Origin of the sequence: Bacillus sp. MM09(2025), assembly GCF_050496725.1 — a bacterium.
Taxonomy (GTDB): domain Bacteria; phylum Bacillota; class Bacilli; order Bacillales; family Bacillaceae; genus Bacillus; species Bacillus pumilus.
The window spans coordinates 1788663-1805840 of record NZ_JBNWEN010000004.1 but is presented as its reverse complement, the minus strand read 5'-3'; the positions used below and the strand labels follow the sequence as shown (position 1 = coordinate 1805840).

Genomic DNA, 17178 nt, shown 5'->3' with positions numbered 1-17178 from the left:
CAAGAAAAGCCAATGATCTTAACGGTCATTGGCTTTTTATTTATCTAGATGAAAGCCTAATTCTCTGGAGATACCACTCGCGGCTTTTTTGACTTGTTCAATTAAGTATGGAAGACGTTCCTTTTGATAACCTGCTTCAAACCCTGCAATGCTAATACCTGCTGTGACTTCTCCAAGGTGATTGAATATAGGAGCTCCAACCGCAGCTGTATAGTTTTCAAGCTCCGAATAACTTAACGTATAGCCCCGCTCATTTGATTCTTCCAGGATGTTTCGAAGAACCTCTTTATCTGTAATGGTCCCGATTCCGATTTTCCCTAGCTCAATCGAATCGATATAGGCAAGTCTCTCGTTCTCTGGCAAAAAGGAGAGAATACTTCTTGCACAAGCACCCGCATATAAAGGAGAGCGCCTGCCAACGGCGGTGTAGAGACGAACAGGCTGCGTCCCTTCAATTTTATCCACGTAAATGGCTTCGTCTCCTTCACGAACGATGAGTTGTACAGCTTCTCCCACTTCATCCCGCAAGCCTTCCATAAATGGTCTTGCAATTCTCCGAATATCAAGGCGGTCCGCCACAAGCTGACCGTATTCTAGAAACATCAGGCCTAACCGATAAACGCCTGAATCTTGCTTTCCTAATAACCCCATATCGGTTAACGAGCTCGCCATACGGTGCACAGACGTTTTCGGCATGCCGGAAAGCTCGATCATTTCATTCAATGTTAATTGGTCACGCGTGATAAACAGCCGCAAAATCTCCATTGATTTCACGACGGTTTTATTTGTGTTTTGCATGTGCATCCTCTTTTCTAAACGAAGGCTTCCAGCTTGATTCTGGCAGCCAGCTCCTTCAGTTCTGCTTCTTGCTTAAATAGCGCCTGCTCTGCATCCTGATGGTCGATTCGCTTAAAATACAAATTCGCCCCAGGCATCGCTTGAGCAATGAGCGGCAGATCGACCGTCGCAACTTCTCCAATCCGCGGGTATCCGCCTGTTGTTTGCCGATCTGCCAGCAGAATAATCGGCTGACCGTCAGGAGGAATTTGAATAGAACCAAAGGCAACCGCCTCTGAAATCAATTCAAGCTTTTCTTTTAAATGAACCGGCTCCCCCTTCAAACGGCAGCCCATACGATCTGATTGAGGCGTGATTTGATAAGGCTGCTCAAAAAAGGTGCTTTGAGATGATTCTTGAAAAAAAGAAAGGTGTCTCCCTGACAGCACCCGAATCACGGGCGATTTCCGTAGCGGTAAAAAATGCGTATGACTTACAGTCCAATCGGGTGCGCTGTACGCCGCCTGTTTTAGATTGCTTTTGAGTCTATCAGACAATCGATCCGCTACGATTGAAGGCTTTCCAACGGACAGGACGTCTCCTTTTTCAAGCGGACGTCCGTTCAGTCCACCGATTCCTGCTCTCACATAGGTGCTTTTGCTCTCCATGACCGGCTCCACATCGAATCCACCTGCCACAGCAATGTAAGAGCGGCACCCCCTCTTGCAAGGACCAAAGGTGATCGTGCTTCCTGATCGAACAAAGAGTGGTTTCCATAAAGGGGCTGGCTCTCCATCAATATCGATCTCCACATCAGCGCCAGTCACTGCAATAAGCTCATCCTTTTGACACGTCAGCACAGGGCCTGGCCCCATTAATGTGATTTCCAGTACGGCTTCGTTTTCCTCGTTGCCTGTGAGAATGTTGGCAATTCTAAGTGAGAGCGTGTCCATGCCGCCGCTCGTTAAGACGCCATACTTTTGATAGCCTTTCCGTCCTTTATCTTGAATGGTTGTGAACATTCCTGGCTTGATGACATGGATACTCAACGTTCTGCCTCCTTCATGCTGAAAAATTCCTTTTCAGACATTTGGACAAATCTAACCTCGTCGCCTGCTCTTAATAGACTTGGGACTTTTTCGTCTGGACGAAAGAGTGGCAGCGGGGTTTGTCCGATGAGCTGCCAGCCGCCAGGTGTGGAAATCGGGTATACGCCGGTCTGCTTTCCCGCAATGCCGACAGATCCTTTTGGAATGGACATTCTCGGTGTTTCCCTTCGCGGGGCTGCGATCCTTTCAGACAGCCCGCCTAAAAACGGAAATCCTGGTGCAAATCCAATCATATAGACAAGATACGTTCCGCCAGTGTGAATACGCACGACTTCCTCTGGTGTTAAACGATTGATCCGGGCGACTTCTTCTAAATCAGGGCCAAGCTCTCCCCCATAGCAGACCGGTATGTCGATGGTGCGGCGCTGAATCTGATCCCCCTCCTGCCATTTCTCTTCAAGGAGTGTTTCAATATAGCTTTTCACCCATTCATAAGGGGATAAGTCTAGTTGCTGAAGATGCGCCGATTGATAAACGGTATACGGCTCGTAAAAAACAGTCACGTTTGTAAAGGCTTGAACAGCTTCCACATATCCGTCAAATGGATGCTGTTCAATACATGAAAACAACTGCACAACACGTTCATGAATTTCTTCACATATGTCTGTTCCTGCTTGAATCACGATCGCTGCATCTCCTAGCGGGTGGAAGGTGAAAGAACCTTTTATCGTTGAAAATGCCACTTGAGGACCCCTCTCTTTCTAAAGCACACCGAGCTGTTGATCTCGTTGATCTGTGATGAACATATGCCCAGGTGCATGGGTAATCGCAATCTCTGGTTTTGTATGCATGACAACGGCTTGCGGCGTCACACCACATGCCCAAAACACCGGGACCTCCCCTTCTTTGATGACGGATGGTTCTCCAAAGTCCGGCTGATCCACATGAGCAATTCCAATCATCGCTGGGTCACCTATATGGATGGGACCGCCGTGAACTGATGGGAATCTAGACGTCACTTGTACACTTCTTGTGATCTGATGCGCCGGAATGGGTCTCATGCTGACGACCATTGGGCCATGAAATACCCCCGCCCTTTCACAAGCGATATTCGTTTGATACATCGGAACGTTATGACCGTTTTCAATATGGCGAACAGGGATATCATTCAGCATGAGCGCATGCTCAAACGTAAAACTGCAGCCGATGAGAAAGGCAACCATATCATCTTCCCAATAAGTAGAGATATCTGACACCTCTTCTTGAAGAATCCCTTTTCTGTAAATACGGTATTTAGGAAAGTCCGTACGAATATCCGCTTGGGGTGCTGACCTTCTCGGCACTGGATCACCTGGCTCCAGTACATCCAGCAAGGGGCATGCAGCCGGATTGCGCTGACAAAACAACAGAAAATCAAAAGCAAGTTCCTTTTTGACGATCATTAAATTGGCTTGAGCATATCCCTTTGCCAGGCCTGCCGTTGGTCCTGTGATTTCTTTTTTACGAATCAACTCTCTAATCTGTGAAGGCTCATATGTTTGATAGATATTCATTCGATTCAGCTCCATAGTTTAGGAATTTCATTGATGATGGTATATCCGCCCATCATTGCCATGATGACAACGACAAATGCGCCTGATACTGTCAAAAAGAATGGATGTCGATAATCCCCGACATTGTCTTTCTTATAAGCCGCTACCAGCAAGGTGCCAAGTGCGAGCGGTAAGATCAATGCATTGATCGCCCCAACTAATATCAATATGTTCACAGGTCTTCCGATCGTAATAAAACAAATGGTCGAGAGGGCAATAAAGCCGATGATAATGCCACGTTGATTTTGCTCAATTTTTGGTGAGAAGGTTTTAAAGAAGGAAACGGATGTATATGCTGCTCCAATGACGGACGTAATCGCCGCTGCCCACATAATGATCCCGAACATTTTATAGCCAACATTTCCAGACGCTAACTGGAATACAGAAGCAGGCGGATTCGCTGGGTCAATCTGTAAGCCCTTTGAAACCACTCCTAGCACGGCTAAAAATAAAGCGACACGCATCACAGATGTAATCAGGATGCCGAAAACAGAGCTTTTTGTCACTTGAGGAAGTGCATCCTTCCCTTTAATTCCAGCATCTAACAGACGATGTCCACCAGCAAAAACGATATAGCCGCCAACTGTCCCCCCGACAAGTGTCACAATCGATAGAATATCAATTTCTTCTGGGACAAAGGTTCTGAGTGCCGCTTCCCCAACTGGCGGTGCTGTTGAAATCGCCACATAAAGCATCAGGCCGATCATGACAAAGCCCGCTATCTGTGTGAAACGGTCCATCGCTTTACCAGCCTCTTTGATCACAAAGATCAGAATGGCAATGGCAGCACTGATGGCTGCTCCAATTCGCGGATCAATTCCTGTGATCACCTGAAAACCGAGGCCAGCACCAGCGATATTTCCTATGTTAAAGGCAAGTCCCCCAATGACAATCAAAACAGCCAGTACATATCCGAGACCCGGCAGAACCATATTTGCAATCTCCTGCCCTCGTTTCTCTGACACGGCGATAATGCGCCATACATTGGTTTGCGCAAAAATATCTAACAAAATAGAGATGAAAATGACAAACCCAAAGCTAGCCGCAAGCTGCTGCGTGAAGACAGTCGTTTGTGTTAAAAATCCCGGTCCGATGGCGGACGTCGCCATTAAAAAGGCTGCGCCCATCAGCATAGACCGATTCCCCTTTGATGCTTTCTTGTGCTTCACTTCCTGTTTTTTCATGCTGTTTCCCCCTTTGATGACAACTTTTATTGAAAGGCCTTGAGATGAATGCTTGCTTCTCTAAGCTTCGATGTAATGGTTTTGGCAAATTGGAGCGCATGGATGCCGTCTCCGTGTATACAGACCGTATCTGCTTTAAGCGAAATATCTTCCCCTTGAACGGTATGAACCTTCCCTTCCCTCACCATACGAACAACCTGCTTGACTGCCAGTTCATCGTCTTCAATGAGTGCATGCGGTTCACGGCGCGATGTCAGCGTCCCGTCTTTTTGATAGGTCCGATCAGAAAACACTTCATGCGCCACTTGAAGACCCATTCTCTCACCTGCTAACGCAAGTTCACTGCCTGAAAGCCCGTATAATACAAGACTTGGATCGACATGATACACAGCCTTCGCAATTGATTCAGATAATTCAGTATTTTTAGCCGCCATGTTGTACAGGGCGCCGTGTGGCTTGACATGCTGCATCGTGCCGCCTTCTGCCTGAAGAAAGGCTGATAGAGCGCCAATTTGATAGACGACGAGATCATAGGCTTCCTCTGCTGAAATCGCCATTGGACGTCTGCCAAAGCCGACTAAATCTTGCAGACCCGGATGAGCACCAATTTGCACCCCTTTATCCAATGCCATTCTGACGGTTTTTCTCATCACCGTTGGATCTCCTGCATGAAAACCGCAAGCAATGTTGGCTGAGGTGACATATTCTAAAATTTGTTCATCTGAACCGATTGTATATTGGCCAAAGCTTTCTCCCAAATCACAGTTGATATCTACTTGATACATAGGATCCCTCCTTTTTGTTCCGAATAACGGAACTTGAAGTCCGAATATTCGAATTTATATTGATTATATCAATTTTGGCTAGATTGCACATGACATTGTTAGAAAACATAACAATAGAACTAGGAGAAATAAAAAAAACGAGAGGATATCACCTCTCGTTTTTTTTATTTATTTAGACAGCACCCAATGATGGATCGCTTTTGCTACACCGTGTTCTGTGTTAGGAGCTGTAATCCAATCAGCGGCTTCTTTCACCACTTCTTGCGCATTTCCCATCGCAATACCTAATCCGGCTTCTTGGATCATAGCCATATCATTTAGGCTGTCACCAAGTGACATGACATTGTCCATCGTACAGCCAATGCGTTCTGCTACCTTTGCAAGAGCTGCCGCTTTGTTAATGCCAGCTGCATTAACTTCAATATTAGTCGGACTTGAATTTGTGATTTCTAGATGCTCGTTTGTTTTCAATGTATTGAGTACTTCCTCACGAACGTCATCATCATGAATATCAAAGCCAAATTTCAACCATTCATGGTCATGAATTCGTTCTGGAAATTCACCTCTCCACACCTTATCCACAGTGGAAGCCCAGTAATCGGTTTCGTACCTATTTTTTAGATCCCACATCATTTGGACATGATCAGGATGCAGCAGATCTCGTTCGATCAGCTGGAAGTTTGAATCCCAGATTTCACTTCCGTTTGCTGTCACAAGGTAAGAAGACAGCTTAAGCGGCTCCACCAGCTCTCGGCATGTCATCAGTGTGCGCCCTGTGCTAATCACCACATGGACCCCTTTTGCTTCAGCATCTTTAATGGCTTGTTTATTTTCCTCTGGAATGACGTGTTCACTGTTTAACAGCGTGCCATCCATATCAATGGCAATCAATCGGATGTCTTTCTTATCAGCATGTATGGACAAATTGAGTACCCCACTTTGTATCATTTTTTGTAACTATCTTTATTTTAATATAAAGAAGGAGAAGGCACAAAGGGACGAGTTTGATCCCACAGAAAAAAGACCTGGTTGCAGGTCTCTTTACATAGGCTTAGCGTTCACATGCAATGCCGTCTTTATCACGGTCAAGGTGCTTATTCTTGAGATAAAGCGCTTTTGATGCATACGGCTTGTACTTTGTTTTGCCGCCTTTGTTTTTCGTGTTTTTGCTTTTTGCGACGCCGCCTTTATAGACTTTGTTCAGCGCTTTGCAGTTTTTGTAGGACTTGACTGTTTTTGCATCTGCAGTGTGGGTGTTGACTTGTGTAACGCTTAGTAAAAGACCTAGAGACAGTACAGCCACCATGATTTTTTTCAACATGTAGAATCCCCCTATTTTTTCTATTTTTACATTTTTATCATATGTCACCACTTTTTGTTTTTCAAGACTATCGAGCTAAATATATTGATTTTTTTGGAATAAATCATGCTTTATATCCTATATGGTACACTGAGTGGGAAACCTTTCCGGTTTTGACACGTATATGAAGAGAGGAGTTTTTCACATGAAAATGAAATATACCATTCTATATGTAAACGATGTTGAGGCAAGTATTCATTTTTATCAACATGTACTTGGCTTTCCTATGAAACTTAGGGTTGAATCCTATGTTGAGTTTGATACTGGAGATGTGACCCTATCAATTAACTCACGTCAGGATGTCAAAGATGCACTTGGATTGCCTGTCCCAGAAGCCAATCAATCCTCTCAAACGTTCGAGATAGGGTTTGTTGTGGATGACGTGGAACAAACTATTGCATCAATCAAGGAAAAAGGGGTTTCGATTATTAAAGAACCTGCAAAAAAACCATGGGGTCAAACCGTCGCTTATGTCGCTGATCCTGATGGTCATTTCATTGAGATATGTGATGCGGTCTCTTAATCTTCTTTAAAGGAGTGAACCAGTATGAGAAAAAAACATGCCTTTATCGCCGGTGTTTGCTCAATGATTGTGGTTAGCAGTGCCGCTATTATTTTGCAGCACCATGAGTGGATAGGATGGATCAGTGGTGGTATCTCTATTATCGGGATCATGATGTCTGGGCTTCTAATGGGGGCTTGGACAAGCGGAGATGAAACAAGAGCCGCCTATCATTCTGAAACGAAAGAGCACCGCATGTGGCGTCTGGATACGGCCTTTCTCATGATGATCTTTGCACTTCCGCACATGGCAGTGTCGGTCTTTTATTTTTTAATGTAAACACTTGGTAAAAGGAGTTCGTCATATGGCTGTTTTTATTTTATTCGTTGTATTTGGCTTCCCTATTCTTTCTGTGCTGATTGGCATTTTTGGCACAATGCTTTTGAAGAATGTTTGGATGCCGACTTTGATTGTCCTGTTAGCCAGCGTCATTCTCATGTACACATACATTGGCGGGGAGGAATCCTTTCTCATTTGGGTCATTATCTACACCGTCTTTACGTTGATCGCTGCATGGATGACAAAGCGGTTTCGGTTCAAGTAAAAAAGAACAGTTTGCACTGTTCTTTTTTTGATCAAATATCGGCGCACCATAGCTCAATTTCAATTTTCAGCTCAGGCCATCCTAAAGCTGATACATAAGCAACCGTCATTGATGGGTAAGCTGTTTTGAAGATCGTATCCCACTGAGGATATAGATGATCCCAGTCGATTTCTTCCGTAGCCCATATATTGACCTTGATGACATGCTCTTCATTCAATCCTTCTGATTCAAGGATTTTTTTGATATTTTCAAACGTATTGGTTACCTGGTCGTTTAAACTTGATGGTACCTGTCCATCGATATCTGTTCCGACTTGACCGGATGTAACAAATAATCCCGCGCCCTTTGGTACTCGTGTGATATGACTATAGCTGCCAACGGGCTTCGGCATACTTTCTGGGTTTTTCCTTGTGATTTTTTCCATGTGATTTCCCTCACTCACTTTGATTTTTCTGCTAGTCTTCTCTTCATGTAGACAGACTTCACCAATTTCTATCTATCCTAAAAGAAAACAGCAGTGGAGTATCCATAGCCACAAGGCAAGAACATCAATATTTTCTTTTTCATGACCGGAACACTCCTTTCGATTGCGTGAGCAAGGTTTTGATTCCTTATATAGTACCTGACAAAAGACGTTCAGTCAAAATGGTTTATAGACGATAACGCGCAATATCTTGATTCAACCGTATGCTTAGTTCATTGAGTCTTTCTGCTGCTTTTGCCACATTGGAGATGGCTGTCACCTGTTCGTCTGTGGATGCGGTAATCTCTTCGATCGCAGCGGCATTTTCTTGAGAAATATGGGCTGCGCCTTGCATGGCTTTTGTGATGAGGTCGTTTTGCTCCAGCAATGCATTCAGCTCTTTTGCCATGGCGTCTGTTTCAACGATGGTTTGTGAAATCGACGTAGAGATGGCATTGAATTCATGTTCTGTCGCATGTACCGCTTCATCTAACTCAGCGAAACGATCCATTGTGTTTGACATCATGCCGGCTGTTGCCGTCGTTTCTTCTTTAATGCCTTGTACCATTCGCTGAATTTGCACTGCTGATTGTTTTGTCTGCTCAGCTAAATTCCGTACTTCACTCGCCACAACCGAGAAGCCCTTTCCATGCTCTACTGCGCGTGCTGCTTCAATGCTGGCATTCAGCGCAAGTAAATTCGTCTCGTTTGAAATGCTTTCAATCGTATCTGTAATTTTAGAGATATCCTGTACTTTTGTACTTAATTGCTCAATGCCTGCTCTAATGCCTTGAGATGCTTGAATGGATTGTTCATTTGATTGTTTTAATTGCTGAACAATTTGCTGACCCTGCTGAGAAGATTGACTCGATTGGTCAGAGATTCGTTTAATTTGGTCACTTTGTTCTTTGACATTCTCAATGGATTGATTGAACTGGGTCATTTGTTGGTTCGCTACATCAAGGTCCGATGCCTGATGAAGTGTTCCAGTCGATATGTCACCAATCGCTCTGCCAATCTCTTCACTGCTGGCTGAGGTTTCTTCAGATATTGCTGATAAATCTGTCGCTGATTCGACAAGTTGACTGCTCGTTTCCTGTAGACCGCTGACAAGTGTCCGGAGTTCTCCTGACATATGATTAAAACCTTTTGCCAGCTGTCCAATCTCATCTGTTGTTTCTTTTAAACTTGTGCGTTCAAGATTCCCCGCCGCAATTTCTTTTGAAGCAGCAGTGACTTGCTTGAGCAGTCTGACCTTTCCTCGAGCAGCTAAATAAAAGACGCCAAGACTGAGAAGAGCGACACCCGCTGTAATGAGCATGATATAGAGCTTCATCTGCTCTAATTCTTTATAAAATTCATCCTGAAAGACGGCAATGCCGATACTCCAATTCCAAGGCGTGAACTGGCTCATATAGGCAAGCTTTTGCTTTTCTTCCCCAGTGGCATCGTCCTCATCTAAATAGGTCACATAGTGTGCATCCTCGCCTTCTGATTTGGCTCCAGCGACCATTTTTTCACGATTGGTCGTGTTATCTGGAATGACGCCAATGTCATTGACAGGATGGACTTGAGAGGAATAATCTGCTCCATATGCGACAAGATAGCCTTTATTTTTATAGATAAAATCTGATTTTTGAAATTGATACCCTTTCCCGTTGTCATTTTTGGGCCCGCTCAAGTAAATACGGGCTTGTTCCTGTGCCTGTTCAAGCGTCAGTTCTTTTTTTTCTACACGATCATTCAACTGTTCAAGTGTAGCCATTGCTCCGCTGACGATGTGCTTTAGATCTGCTTTTCCCGCATCAATTAAGACATGTTTTGCTAACAAATACCCCGTTGTTCCAACAAGACCACCAGTTAAAATCGTGATGACGATAATGGCAGACATTAATTGAAAAAAGACACTTCTTGACGCAAACATTTTCCTTTTCATATACAAATTCCCCCTTACTTCATATATCGACAAACGGGGTAAAGTATTAAAAAAGTCATCAAAAAACCCCTTTCACTCGTTGGAAAGGGATTTTCTGATTATCGAGCTGTTTCTTTAAGAATGGCTTGATAGAGATCGTCTGTTGGCGTGAGACCACATACTTCTTTCAGCACACCTTCAATGCCTTTTTCTTTTCTTAATGCCTGCAAACGAACCGCTTCTTCGTCTTCGGTAAAGTCATAAGCGAGAGCTGCAGCAATGCCTTTGATTAAGTACACTGGCTGCTTGATCTTTTTCGCTGGACCGATTAAACGGTCATCTGCTCCCAGCTTTCTAAGAGGAGAGCGTGCGACACGAGTGACTTCGTCGGAGATAAAAGCATTTTCGAATCGCTTGATGATTTTTTGAATATACGCATCATGTTCTTCTTTTTCAAAACCATATGTGTCGATTAAATAACGGCCCGTTTCGTGAAGTGCACCTTCAACCACTTGGCGAATCTCTGGTGTATCGACGGCTTCTTTAATCGTTTGAACGCCTTGCTGATATCCGACATAAGCTGCTAGCGCATGTCCTGTATTGACAGTAAAGAGCTTGCGCTCAATATACGGTGTCAAATCTTGCACAAAGGTCGCTCCGTCAATTTGAGGAACGTCTCCAATAAAGCCAGTCTCATCAATGACCCACTCGAAAAAAGGCTCGACTGATACTTTTAAAATATCCTCATGGTGCTGAATCGGGACAATGCGGTCCACAGCAGCGTTTGGAAAACCAACTGTTTGTGACAATGCTTTTTGTTCCTCTTCTGTTAGATGAGAGAAAACGGCTTCTTTTAAATGAGAGCTACCTCCAATCATATTTTCACATGCCACGATGTTGATGATATGGTCAGGCTTTTTCTGTTTTAATCCTTCAGCAATAGATGAAGCAATGATCTTCAAAACAGCTGGTCCAACAGCTGTTGTAATCAAATCGGCTGATGCCACAGCCTCTGTTAATGCCGCTGGGTCTTGTGCAGAATTGATCGCTGTCACTGGGCCGACTACTTCTTGCTTCTGACCTGGTGCTGCTAGTTCAACCGTGTATTCTCCTCGTGCATTCAGCTCGTTGATGACCGCTTCATTTACATCGGTAAAGACAAGCTCAAAGCCTGATGCTTTTAACAAAGATCCGATAAACCCTCTGCCAATATTCCCTGCTCCAAAATGAAGTGCCTTCATGCTAGTTCACCTCGTTAAAGATGGCGATCAGTTCATCCTGATCCTTCGCATGGATGATGCGTTCTACATTTTCCTCTTCTGAACAAACAATCGCAATTTGAGAAAGAATATCGAGGTGTTCGTTGTTTTTACCTGCGATGCCAAAGACGACTTTGGCGATATTTCCTTCGCCGTATTCAACGCCATCTGGAATTTGAATGATGGAAATCCCAGAATGAAGGACAGCTGCTTTCGCATCCTCTGTTCCATGAGGAATCGCAATCCCGTTGCCCATAAATGTAGACGAAATATTTTCTCTTTCAAACATTTTGTCAACATAATCACTTGTGACATAGCCATTTGCCACTAGGACTTCGCCTGCTTTTTTAATGGCTTCTTCTTTCGAGCCTGCTTGTTCGTTTAGAAAAATATTGTCTTTTGATAGTACTTGTTTCATGAATGATCACACCTTTTTTTAGAATGGAAAATCAGGAAAACAACCAAAACGGGGAGTTCAATGAAGAAAAATTGAACTCAACCCGTTTCGTCATGTTATTTTTTCAATTTCTCAATCAGCTCATCGTATTTCGGGCTGTTTAAGAAATTATCGACTGAGATATGCACAGCGCCTGGCAGTTTTGCCTTGGCTCTGTCTGTTAAATCTTTATGAGTGAAGACCACATCGGCATCATTTGGAATGTTACTGATGGATGTATTTGTCACATCAATATCAAGCTCTGCCTTTTTGACTTTATTCTTTAAGATGGATGCGCCCATCGCGCTTGAGCCCATTCCTGCATCACAGGCAAAGATGATTTTGTTCACGTCATCTGGATTGACATCACTTGGAGATGCTGCTTGCTCATTTGCTTCAGCGTCTTCTTTTTGTGCTGTAAGAGCAGCGGCTGCTGCGCTTTTCTTCCCTTTCATGTCCTGCATTTTTTCTGTTGCGGCTGTTAAGTCTTCGTCAACTGCTTTTGAGGCTTTTAAAATCACAGAAGCGACAAGGAATGAGACGACGGCTGCCACGACGACACCTGCTAGAACAGCAAGATGTCCACCTTTTGGTGACATCAGCATAAGGGCGATAATACTTCCTGGTGACGGCACAGCCTTTAAGCCTGCATTTAACAGGGTAAAGGTCAAAACGCCGCTCGCTCCCCCTGCAATTACCGCTAAAATAAGCTTTGGTTTCATTAAGATGTACGGGAAGTAAATCTCATGAATCCCTCCTAAAAATTGAATGACAATCGCACCCGGTGCAGACTGCTTTGCATTCCCTCTTCCGAAGAACATGTATGCAAGTAGAACACCTAAACCTGGTCCTGGGTTAGTTTCAAGCAAGAACAGAACAGACTGCCCTGTCTTCGCCGCTTGCTCTACCCCTAACGGACCTAAGATCCCTTGGTTAATCGCATTGTTTAAGAACAAGACTTTCGCTGGTTCAATGAAAATACTTGCCAGCGGAAGCAAATGTGCATTCACAATGATATCTACACCTGCCGCAAGGGCTTTATTTAGACCAAGTACAACTGGTCCGATAGCATAGAAGGCAATCGCGACAAGAATGGCACCTAGAATCCCTGCCGTAAAGTTATTCACAAGCATCTCAAAGCCTGATTTGATTCGATCTTTGAAGAGCTGATCAATTTTCTTAATCAAGTAACCGCCAAGTGGTCCCATGATCATGGCACCTAAAAACATTGGAATGTCCGAACCGACAATGACCCCAATCGTCGCGGTTGCACCGAGTACACCGCCTCGATGGTCGTATACGAGTTTACCGCCTGTGTAACCAATTAAGAGTGGCAGTAAGTAGTTGATCATTGGACCAACAAGTGAAGCTAATTGTTCATTTGGCAAATAACCACTCGGAATGAATAATGCCGTAATGAGTCCCCAAGCGATAAATGCGCCAATATTCGGCATAATCATGCCGCTTAAATAGCTTCCAAAGCGCTGTACTTTTACGCGGAATCCGCTTTTTTCCTGCATCTATGAAAACTCCTTTCTTCTTTCCCTTTATTTAGGGCTTTATAGGTCAAAAGATATAAGAACAAGTGTCAGTGAAGCCCTTATCCCTATCGTAAAACGCTTTCACTTCCCCTTCAATTGAAACTAAATGTCACTTTGTCACTTAGTGTGTGACAAAATTGAAATATGATGTGAATACTTTGTCAGAGCATCGGACAAATAGGGTAAAAAGGTTAACGTGCCGTGGTTTTGACGCAAAATTCATTGGAATTTCACAACTTTCAAATCGTCACTTCTTGTTTCCTCTTCTCAAATCGAATAGGCTTATACATGATCAAACCTATTCAATCAAGAATGTCTGCGCAGACACGACACAGAAAAAGTGAACCATCTTGCTGTTTGTTTCGTTTACCTTTTAGAGTGAGCGGCACAATAGGAGGAGCGGTTTTTTCTGTGACCCACAGTTTACTGCCGCTTTCTTTCTGATACATGAGACATTTTCATAGGTAGAAAGGCGGTTATACACTTGTTGAAACATAGTAAGTGGCTTCTGCTTCTTATCGTCACGTTCGCTTTTTTCATTCCAAAGGAAGCATTTGCCCATGCATACGTCGTCAGCTCGAATCCAGCAGCAAATGAAGAGCTGGAGAAGCAGCCTCCTTCGGTCTCTATCACATTTAGTGAAGGAATCGAAAGTGGATTTCATGCCATTAAGGTGCTAAATGCAAAAGGGGATCGTGTGGATCAAGGAGATACGGTCATTAAAGATCAAAAAATCATGGAAGCTGCTTTAAAAAAGGATTTACCAAAGGGGATTTATACTATTCAGTGGAATGCGGTATCAGCAGACGGACACTCTGTCTCTGGCATGATCCCGTTTAGTATTGGCAAAGCGGATGGCGGTTTTGACCAATTAGATCAAGGTCAACCAAATGAATCGATTGATGTTGCCTCGACCATAGACAAAGCCTTTCTTTATACGTCGTTTAGCTTATTTCTCGGGACCATTTTGTTTGGAGTGTTTTGGTTTCGGGCAGCGATTTCATCTGTATTAGCGAAACGAATGAAACGGCTTTTGACATTGTCACTGATCATGATGGGCGGAGCACTCGTGTTCCAGCTGCCGATTCAAACAAAATCAGCGGCAGACGTGTCCTTTTTGGGAGCATTTCAGCCATCGCTTTTACAAGAAACCATTGCGTCGACTTCTGGCGGTAGTTTGTGGATGATGCTCATGGTGTCATTTGTTCTTCTGACCATTTGGAGCATCGTTGCGATGAAAAAAGGGGATTTCACTTCTTTTCGGGTATGGTTGTTTCCACTGCTCCTATTCGCAGTACTTCTCTGGCTGAAGGCACAAATCGGACATCCAGCGGCAACTGATAATAAAATACTGACAACGTCACTTGATTTTATCCATCTCGTTTCTGCATCGATCTGGGTCGGTGGTTTAACAGCCATTGTGCTTTTATTGTTGAAGAAGCTGCCAAATGAAGATCAGCCGCTCATACGGAATACGTTAAAGGCGTTTCACCCTTGGGCATTGCTCTCTGTTGGACTCATTGTGTTTTCGGGATTTGTGAATGCGATCTTTATTTTGCAATCGTTTGATGCTCTTTTCGAATCAGCATACGGTCGAACCTTTTTAATCAAGCTTGGTTTATTTATCTTGATGGGCCTTCTTGGACTTGTCCATTACTTGATGCTGAGATGGGAAAAGAAACAGAAACAAAACGTTTCGTTACGAGCTGAGTGGATCATCGGAATCGCTATTTTGTTATTAACAGCTGTATTCACCAATATTCCGAGCCCTCCTCCGCCTGCACCTGAGCCATTCTTCGGCGCAAACCAAGTGGAGCATCGTGACATTGTGTCCATGAGCATTACCCCGAATGCTCCGGGGAAAAACACATTCGAGGTCGCATTTACAAAGAAGGATGGACAAACGATGACAGATATTCAATCTGTGTCAGCCAAGATCCATAAAGTCGCCTTATTCGGTGAAGAGAAACCGAGTGAATTTCAGCTGAAACGATTAAAAAATGGTCATTACTCTGCTGAAAACCTCTTGTTAAATGAAAAAGGTACTTGGAAAATTGAAATCCATGCGTTAACTGGTTCTTTTGAAAATATCGATACCACATTTATTAGAAGAAACTAAAAGGAGTTCATACCATATGAAAAAATATGTTAAAGCTTTATTACCAATGCTTCTCGCTTCATTTTTATTGGCGATTCCTGTGAGTGCTCACGTCACAGTCAAACCTGATACGTCTGCGACAAATGCTTGGGAAACCTATACGTTAAAAGTTCCTTCTGAGAGTGACAGTCCAACGACTAAGGTTGTCGTGACAATACCTAAAGGCGTAGAATTCCAACAATATGAGCCTGTCCCTGGATGGAAAACGTCAACTGAAGAAAAAGATGGCAAGGTCACAAGAGTGACTTGGGAAGCAACTGGTAAAGGCGTGCTTGCCGGACAGTTCCAGCAATTCGTTTTTGTAGCAAAAAACCCTGAAAAAGCAGGTGAAGCTGCATGGGATGCATATCAATATTATAAGGATGGAACGGTCGTTGAATGGACTGGCGATAAAGATGCTGATAAGCCGCATTCGATCACAAACATTGTCGCATCTAATACGGTAACGGATTCCCATGGTCAAGAAAAACCAAAAGAAGAAAAGGCATCTGAAACAGCCTCTAATTCTCCTTCACCACTTGTGCTAGGGTTGTCCATTGCTGCTCTAGTCGTAGCACTGATTGCGCTTGTGCTTGCTTTTAGAAAGAAATAATTCATTTGTAAGCGATCGTTTTCACGGAAACGATCGCTTTGTTTCTTTCCACCTTGCTTGAATAAGAAATGCAAGCTAGGACGATCAACTCCCATTTCTCCAACCTATTATTACCAACATAGGATTGAATAGGATGATGACGCATGCCATAATGAGACACATGACCACCTAGGAGGCTATAAGATGAACCATCTAATTATATTTGCTCATCCCCAGCAAAGCTTAAATCAAACCCTATTAGATCTTGTTGTCAGCACTCTTTTGAACAATGGTCATCAAGTGACTGTTCGTGATGTTTATGCTCTTGGTTTTTCACCAGAACTAAGCATCTTGGAAAAGGCTGCGATCAAACGGGGTGATGTCCCCATTGCCATTCAAACAGAGCAGAAGCTGATTCAGAAAGCAGATGTCCTAACATTTATTTTTCCCATTTGGTGGACAGGCTTACCCGCTATGCTAAAGGGCTACGTAGAACGCGTTTTTTCTGAGGGCTTCGCTTATCAAATCAATGAGCACGGGACTATTGATAACCTGCTTCGACACAAAAAAGGTGTCATTATCAACACGCATGATGCTCCAAGATCCTTTCTTGACGCTAACCGAATCGTTCCCGCCTCCCATCGCATGACAACGGATACAGATGTCTTCAATTTTATTGGTATTGAGCCTGTTGAACGACTTTTGTTCAGCAGCATGGAGCAGGCACCAGCAGATTACATCCACGAAATTCTGAAAGAAACAAAAGAAACGGTTGAGCAGCTTTTTCCGCCGGCTGTTTAACATAAAAAGACTGCCAGATTCCTCAGGCAGTCTCAAATTGTTGACAAAGGGCTAAAATGATCTTGATTTTAGCCCTTTGTCTTCTTTTCAGCGTGATAGAAAACCTTTGCAGGCTAGGAAGGACGAGCACCGGAGCGGAGCGAATTTGACATTCGTGAGCACCGAAGCGCAGACCTGACAC

Annotated in this window: 19 protein-coding genes; 6 read left to right on the top strand and 13 right to left on the bottom strand. The window is 43.8% G+C overall.

What is annotated here, in order from left to right; genetic code table 11:
* Positions 1 to 36: 36 nt before the first annotated feature.
* The 8 genes from ACQYAC_RS15395 to ACQYAC_RS15360 all read right to left on the bottom strand — a co-directional run bounded on the left by ACQYAC_RS15395 (position 37) and on the right by ACQYAC_RS15360 (position 6708).
* Positions 37 to 798, bottom strand: coding sequence for an IclR family transcriptional regulator (locus ACQYAC_RS15395; protein WP_429943618.1), 762 nt, complete (start codon positions 796 to 798; stop codon positions 37 to 39).
* Positions 799 to 812: 14 nt separating this feature from the next.
* Positions 813 to 1826 carry a biotin-dependent carboxyltransferase family protein gene (locus ACQYAC_RS15390; protein WP_058015347.1) on the bottom strand — a complete coding sequence of 338 codons (1014 nt, stop codon included), beginning with the start codon at positions 1824 to 1826 and terminating at the stop codon, positions 813 to 815.
* Positions 1823 to 2569: a 5-oxoprolinase subunit PxpB gene (gene pxpB, locus ACQYAC_RS15385; protein WP_429943617.1), complete on the bottom strand. Its 747-nt coding sequence runs from the start codon at positions 2567 to 2569 to the stop codon at positions 1823 to 1825. Before pxpB ends, ACQYAC_RS15390 begins: the two co-directional genes overlap by 4 nt.
* Positions 2570 to 2587: 18 nt before the next feature.
* Positions 2588 to 3379 (bottom strand): putative hydro-lyase, encoded by a 792-nt coding sequence (locus tag ACQYAC_RS15380; protein WP_429943616.1) that lies wholly within the window; start codon positions 3377 to 3379, stop codon positions 2588 to 2590.
* A gap of 5 nt (positions 3380 to 3384) precedes the next feature.
* On the bottom strand, positions 3385 to 4602 hold the full coding sequence (locus tag ACQYAC_RS15375; RefSeq protein WP_429943615.1) for an NRAMP family divalent metal transporter: 1218 nt from the start codon (positions 4600 to 4602) through the stop codon (positions 3385 to 3387).
* 26 nt (positions 4603 to 4628) lie between these two features.
* Positions 4629 to 5387 (bottom strand): LamB/YcsF family protein, encoded by a 759-nt coding sequence (locus ACQYAC_RS15370; RefSeq protein WP_058015343.1) that lies wholly within the window; start codon positions 5385 to 5387, stop codon positions 4629 to 4631.
* Between the two features lie 168 nt (positions 5388 to 5555).
* Positions 5556 to 6335, bottom strand: a complete 780-nt coding sequence (locus ACQYAC_RS15365; protein WP_429943614.1) for a Cof-type HAD-IIB family hydrolase — start codon at positions 6333 to 6335, stop codon at positions 5556 to 5558.
* A gap of 103 nt (positions 6336 to 6438) precedes the next feature.
* Positions 6439 to 6708, bottom strand: a complete 270-nt coding sequence (locus ACQYAC_RS15360; protein ID WP_081042342.1) for an excalibur calcium-binding domain-containing protein — start codon at positions 6706 to 6708, stop codon at positions 6439 to 6441.
* A 184-nt stretch (positions 6709 to 6892) separates the two neighbouring features.
* On the opposite strand from ACQYAC_RS15360, the gene ACQYAC_RS15355 reads away from it, so the two are divergent.
* The 3 genes from ACQYAC_RS15355 to ACQYAC_RS15345 are packed head-to-tail and all read left to right on the top strand — an operon-like array spanning position 6893 to position 7853.
* On the top strand, positions 6893 to 7270 hold the full coding sequence (locus ACQYAC_RS15355; protein WP_429943613.1) for a VOC family protein: 378 nt from the start codon (positions 6893 to 6895) through the stop codon (positions 7268 to 7270).
* A gap of 24 nt (positions 7271 to 7294) precedes the next feature.
* On the top strand, positions 7295 to 7588 hold the full coding sequence (locus ACQYAC_RS15350; protein ID WP_429943612.1) for a DUF5316 family protein: 294 nt from the start codon (positions 7295 to 7297) through the stop codon (positions 7586 to 7588).
* A 25-nt stretch (positions 7589 to 7613) separates the two neighbouring features.
* Positions 7614 to 7853: a DUF2651 family protein gene (locus ACQYAC_RS15345; RefSeq protein ID WP_061406772.1), complete on the top strand. Its 240-nt coding sequence runs from the start codon at positions 7614 to 7616 to the stop codon at positions 7851 to 7853.
* A 31-nt stretch (positions 7854 to 7884) separates the two neighbouring features.
* On the opposite strand, the gene ACQYAC_RS15340 is transcribed toward ACQYAC_RS15345, so the two are convergent.
* The 5 genes from ACQYAC_RS15340 to ACQYAC_RS15320 form a co-directional block, all read right to left on the bottom strand.
* Positions 7885 to 8277 (bottom strand): RidA family protein, encoded by a 393-nt coding sequence (locus ACQYAC_RS15340; RefSeq protein WP_034664057.1) that lies wholly within the window; start codon positions 8275 to 8277, stop codon positions 7885 to 7887.
* 226 nt (positions 8278 to 8503) lie between these two features.
* Positions 8504 to 10252, bottom strand: a complete 1749-nt coding sequence (locus tag ACQYAC_RS15335; protein WP_429943611.1) for a methyl-accepting chemotaxis protein — start codon at positions 10250 to 10252, stop codon at positions 8504 to 8506.
* A 98-nt stretch (positions 10253 to 10350) separates the two neighbouring features.
* The gene (locus tag ACQYAC_RS15330; protein ID WP_180309569.1) at positions 10351 to 11472 is read right to left on the bottom strand and encodes a mannitol-1-phosphate 5-dehydrogenase; all 1122 of its coding nucleotides are present in this window, start codon (positions 11470 to 11472) and stop codon (positions 10351 to 10353) included.
* A gap of 1 nt (position 11473) precedes the next feature.
* Entirely contained in the window at positions 11474 to 11908 is a 435-nt protein-coding gene (locus ACQYAC_RS15325) for a PTS sugar transporter subunit IIA (protein ID WP_012008933.1), read from the bottom strand.
* 95 nt (positions 11909 to 12003) lie between these two features.
* Positions 12004 to 13446 (bottom strand): PTS mannitol transporter subunit IICB, encoded by a 1443-nt coding sequence (locus ACQYAC_RS15320; protein WP_058015335.1) that lies wholly within the window; start codon positions 13444 to 13446, stop codon positions 12004 to 12006.
* 505 nt (positions 13447 to 13951) lie between these two features.
* Here ACQYAC_RS15320 and ACQYAC_RS15315 point away from each other — a divergent pair.
* From ACQYAC_RS15315 to ACQYAC_RS15305, 3 genes are all read left to right on the top strand, one after another.
* Positions 13952 to 15586, top strand: a complete 1635-nt coding sequence (locus ACQYAC_RS15315) for a copper resistance CopC/CopD family protein (protein ID WP_429943610.1) — start codon at positions 13952 to 13954, stop codon at positions 15584 to 15586.
* A gap of 16 nt (positions 15587 to 15602) precedes the next feature.
* On the top strand, positions 15603 to 16217 hold the full coding sequence (locus ACQYAC_RS15310; protein ID WP_044140513.1) for a YcnI family protein: 615 nt from the start codon (positions 15603 to 15605) through the stop codon (positions 16215 to 16217).
* A 183-nt stretch (positions 16218 to 16400) separates the two neighbouring features.
* Positions 16401 to 16997: an NAD(P)H-dependent oxidoreductase gene (locus tag ACQYAC_RS15305; protein ID WP_429943609.1), complete on the top strand. Its 597-nt coding sequence runs from the start codon at positions 16401 to 16403 to the stop codon at positions 16995 to 16997.
* Positions 16998 to 17178 lie beyond the last annotated feature (181 nt).